General features: G+C 49.1%; 4 protein-coding genes. 1 reads left to right on the top strand and 3 read right to left on the bottom strand.

Features of this window, described 5'->3' with window-relative positions:
* Together VIM87_RS27105 and VIM87_RS27100 are read right to left on the bottom strand one after the other, a co-directional pair.
* A partial coding sequence (locus tag VIM87_RS27105) for a xanthine dehydrogenase family protein molybdopterin-binding subunit (protein ID WP_332000016.1) occupies positions 1-1366 on the bottom strand: 1366 nt, incomplete at its 3' end.
* Positions 1363-1833, bottom strand: a complete 471-nt coding sequence (locus VIM87_RS27100) for a (2Fe-2S)-binding protein (protein WP_217606245.1) — start codon at positions 1831-1833, stop codon at positions 1363-1365. The genes VIM87_RS27100 and VIM87_RS27105, both read right to left, overlap by 4 nt.
* Before the next feature lie 359 nt (positions 1834-2192).
* On the opposite strand from VIM87_RS27100, the gene VIM87_RS27095 reads away from it, so the two are divergent.
* On the top strand, positions 2193-3014 hold the full coding sequence (locus tag VIM87_RS27095) for a hypothetical protein (RefSeq protein ID WP_332000015.1): 822 nt from the start codon (positions 2193-2195) through the stop codon (positions 3012-3014).
* Between the two features lie 208 nt (positions 3015-3222).
* Here the strand turns inward: VIM87_RS27095 and VIM87_RS27090 are convergent, their stop codons facing one another.
* Positions 3223-4638, bottom strand: coding sequence for a serine hydrolase (locus VIM87_RS27090; protein ID WP_332000014.1), 1416 nt, complete (start codon positions 4636-4638; stop codon positions 3223-3225).
* Positions 4639-4705: the final 67 nt, after the last annotated feature.

Below are 4705 nucleotides of genomic sequence, written 5' to 3'. Positions count from 1 at the left end.
GCGCATCAATACCTGCACGGATCTTATGCACAAATGAAGGACGGTAATAAGCGCCGTGAATATCATCTTCACGCGTCCATACCATTTTAATGGGGTCGCCGCTGGCTTTTGCTATATGCACTGCTTCCGCTACAAAATCGGATTGAAAGTTAGCCCTGCGGCCAAAACCGCCGCCCAGGAAAACAGTGTGCACATTTACCTGCTCCGGCTTAAAGCCCAGTATTTTGGCAGCCACGGTTTGGTCGTTCCCCGGCATTTGAGTGCCGGTCCATATTTCACATTTATTGTCAGCTATTTTTACCGTAACATTCTGCGGCTCCATGGGCGTGTGCGCCAGATAGGGAAAGGTGTATTCCGCTTCCAGCACTTTAGCGGCTTTGGCTAAGGCATTGGTAACATTGCCTTTTTCCGCAGCCGTATCGCCACGGGTGCCTGCCAGCTTTTTAAACTCCGCCAGCTGCGCTACGCTGTCAATTTTCTCGTTGGGGCCATTTTCCCACTCCACTTTTAAAGCGGCGCGGCCTTTTTTAGCGGCCCAGAAATTATCTGCTATCACCGCTACCCCGGTAGGTATCTGCACTACTTTTCGTACGCCCGGCACCGTGCGGGCCCTGGAGGCGTCAAACGATCTTACCTTACTGCCATATACCGGCGGGTGCGCTACTACAGCGGTAAGCAAGCCGGGGAAGCGCATGTCCATCCCGAATTGGGCGGTACCATTCACCTTTGCGGGTGAATCCAGGCGCTTTACGCCTTTACCAATATACTTCCATTCACCGGGGCTGCGCAGACTTACCGGTTCTGTAAGCGGCGGCAGCGAAGCGGCTATGCCGGCCAGTTCCCCGTAGGTGGCGCGTTTGTCGCCGGCTATTACCTCACCATTCTCAGTACGGCAATCTGCCGGGCTTACGCCAAATTTCTGCGCTGCTGCCTGTACCAGTAAGGTACGGGCCGTGGCGCCGGCCTGTCGGTAACGGTCAAACTCAGACCAGGTGGTGCTGGAACCACCGGTGATCTGCAGGCCATACACCGTATGCAAATAAGGTTGCCCGGGCGGGCTATGTAATACTTTTATTTTTTGCCAGTCGGCATCCAGCTCTTCTGCAATAAGCATGGATAAGGTGGTCCAGATACCCTGGCCCATTTCCACATGCGCCAGTACGATCTGTATGCTACCGTCAGCGCCTATACTAAGATAAGCGTTGGGAGCAAATACCGCTGCTGCAGCATCTTCTGCGGCAGGCATGCCCATAGCAGCTAAGCGTTTGGCGCCCGGTATCACAAAAGATATAATTAAGCTGCCGCTAAGCATGGCGCCGGTTTTCAGAAAACCCCGGCGGCTGGTGTTCAGTACATCCTGTGTCATTTGTTACCTCCCTCCTTTTGTAATTCAGCTGCGCGGTGAATGGCTTTGCGGATGCGCGGATAAGTGCCGCAACGGCAAATGTTGCCGCTCATGGCATTATCAATGTCGGTATCAGTGGGCTGGGGATTTTCCCGCAGCAGCACTGCTGCAGCCATGATCTGGCCCGACTGGCAGTAACCGCACTGCGGTACATCTTCCTCGATCCATGCGCGTTGCAGGGGATGATCACTGTTGGGCGAAAGACCCTCAATGGTTACTACTTCCTGGCCGGCAGCTCTTGACAGCAGCGTTACACAGGAGCGTACCGCTTCCCCGTTAAGGTGCACGGTACAGGCGCCGCACTGCGCCATGCCGCAGCCAAATTTGGTTCCGGTAAGCCCCACTATGTCGCGTAAAGCCCATAGCAATGGCATGTCCGGACTGGCATCAATAGAGTGCTCCTGATGGTTAATGGTTAATTTAATCATAAGTACAGACTTTGCTTTCCTTAAAAGATTTGACCTGAAATATGTGCGTTCCCTTATCATGAACACACAAGATTAAAGATAGTTCAGTAATCAGATCAACAGTTATAATATTCAAACCAAAAGTTACAAATTTCAAATATTACACTTCCACCGTAACCTTTGACAGGCAATTATTTGAACCCTATCGTTATATCACGAAAGAAACAACGCTTATAATATTCACTTAACGAATCGGTATTTTCATTACCTTTAACACCATCGCCTTATTAACCCCGCACCTTACCACCACCTGCTACCGGATACTTCCATGCTGTAAGATTCATTACCCCTCATTTTCCATTTATTTTAAACCCCTTTTTATGCAAAAAAGTTATTCTTCCTTATGCCTTACCATGCTGGTAACTCTTTCATTATTTACCGCCTGCAAAAAAAATCCTTTCCCGGGCCCCGGTTATGGCAATAGCCAGATCCAGAAAGTAACAATGGACAACGAAAATTACGCCCTGTTTGTGTACAATGCATTGGGCGATCCTGTAAGTATTACCCGGAGCCTGGTAAGCACCGGCGCCCCCAATTACTTTTTCCGTTACGATGCGCAGCGCCGTTTAACTGATTATTATGGCGCGTACAGCGATGGCCGGACCTTCGAGTTCTGGCACCGTTATGTTTATGACGATCATAACCATATTGTAACGGATACCATGTACCTGTTTGGGCTGGTAGGTGATAGCGGACCTTTGCCCGATCCGCAGGCGCCGCCACCATATGATCAGCTGTATGTGGGCAACCTTGCCACCTATCAGTATGATGCGAAGAACAGGATCATCCGCACCACGGATAGTTATGGAGCGCCCCCAACCAATCCGCAAACCATACGCCGTTATATGTATGGCGCTAACGGCAATCTGGCTGTTATCCGCACCTATGAACCCTACACATCAGACAGCACAGATCTGAACCTGAGTGGTTATGACAATAAGGTCAACCTGCACCGTATGCATCCCATCTGGCAATTCCTGGACCGGGACTTTAGTGTTAATAATCATGAAAATGTAACGGCCTATAATGCCAAAGGACTGCCGCTCACTATTCAGGCCTCCGGCGCCGGAGAAATAGGTAATGCTTTTATTTCACTCCGGTATTCTAACATGTTGCAGATCACCTATCAACCGTGCAGGTGATGGAATGTAAAATGTAAAATTTTAAATGCCAAACCGACGCAGGAGGTTCATAGAGACCATTGAAAAGACTTTATGAACGAAATAAATGTAAAAGTGGAATGCAGTGAAGTTTGGCCGGAACCAAATCGCTGCATTCCACTTTTACATTTTAAATTTTACATTTATAATTTTACATTTATAATTTTACATTTCCGTTTGCCCCTAACCGTTACTCCACCCGCTTAGCGGGAATATCCTTCCCATTCTGGTGCAGCACCAGCTGGTCCACCACACCCTGCTCATTTTTCTTAAACGAAATACGCGCATCTACCACCTTCATGAAAAACTCCGCCGGGGCCGATGGAAATATTTCAAAGCGGGCCTGCCCTGTAAGCTGCTCATAAATATGACCTCCTTCTGTGGAAATGGCCATCACCACATTAGGCGCCAGCTCATATTTACCTGTATATAAACGGTAAGCAGCCGTATCCGGCGCAATAGCTGTAAGCGTTTTTGCAGGTGGCGGCGCAGGCGCTGGTTTTACCGGGGCTTTATAGGTTTTGTTATACAGGATAGCCAGTATATTCTGCACCATTTCTTCTAACGGCGCAGGGCCGGTATTGTTCAGTAATACCACCAGGTCCTTGCTTCCGGGAATGCGTACAATGATGGTATTGAAACCATTGATACCGCCGCCATGCGCAATGCTGCTCAGCGTGTCTTTGGTATTGCCAAGCGTAACAGGGCCGGTCATCCAGCCACAGGCATACCCTTTCAGAAAAGGTGTAAAGTAAGTCGTTTTACTGGCAGCGTTTAACAACCGGTTGGTATACAGTGCCTGATCCCAGAGGTACAGGTCCTCCACGGTGGAGTACATGGAGCCGGCTGCATAAGGCACATCCATATCAATATATGCTGTATTCACAAATGAATCGCCGTTACGCTCATACCCCGCTGCACGTTTTTTAATAATAGGGGCCGCCTTATCGTAACCGGTATTATTCATATGCAGTGGCGTAAGGATACGCTCCTGCAATACGCTGGCATAGGGCTGCCCGGTAACTTCCTCAATAATAGCGCCCAGCACAAAGTAGCCGGAGTTGGAATATTTATAATCAGAGCCCGGTGTAAACTCCAGTGGCAGCTCTGAAAAAACAGGTATAAATTCTTTAGGGGTAGATGGGTTCCGCGCAAGCCGGCTAAAAAAATCAGGGAGGCCCGTATAATTAGGGATCCCGGAAGTATGCGTAAGCAGGTTGTAGATGGTAACCTTTTCACCATTAGCTTTGGGATAATAAGGCAGGTAATCGGAAATATGACCATCCAGCTTCAGCTTACCCTGCTCTGCCAATTGTAGTATAAGCATGGCCGTGAACTGTTTGGTAATGGAGCCCAGGCGGAAACGTGTATCCGGCGTGTTGCGGATCTCCCACTCAAAATTGGCGTAGCCAACCCCGCCCTTATAGATCACCTTTCCATCTTTGGCTACCAGGGCAGCTCCGTTAAACAGCTTGTAGCTATTATACTTGTCCAGCAGCTGCCGGATCTTTTCAGCCGGGCTTTTTACGGCAGGGCTTTGGGCGCAGGATGCAATTGTAATACACAGTAAACAAAGGAAGGTAGTTGTACTCCTGAGGTAACGCATAGGGAAAACAGTTTAGTATCATAAATATACAGGTACAAGCGGCCCTGTCCAAAAATGGCTGCCTGAT

The organism is Chitinophaga sp., from assembly GCF_036569125.1.
GTDB lineage: Bacteria > Bacteroidota > Bacteroidia > Chitinophagales > Chitinophagaceae > Chitinophaga.
Note: the sequence above shows the minus strand (reverse complement) of the source record. Positions and strands in the feature narration are given on the sequence as shown.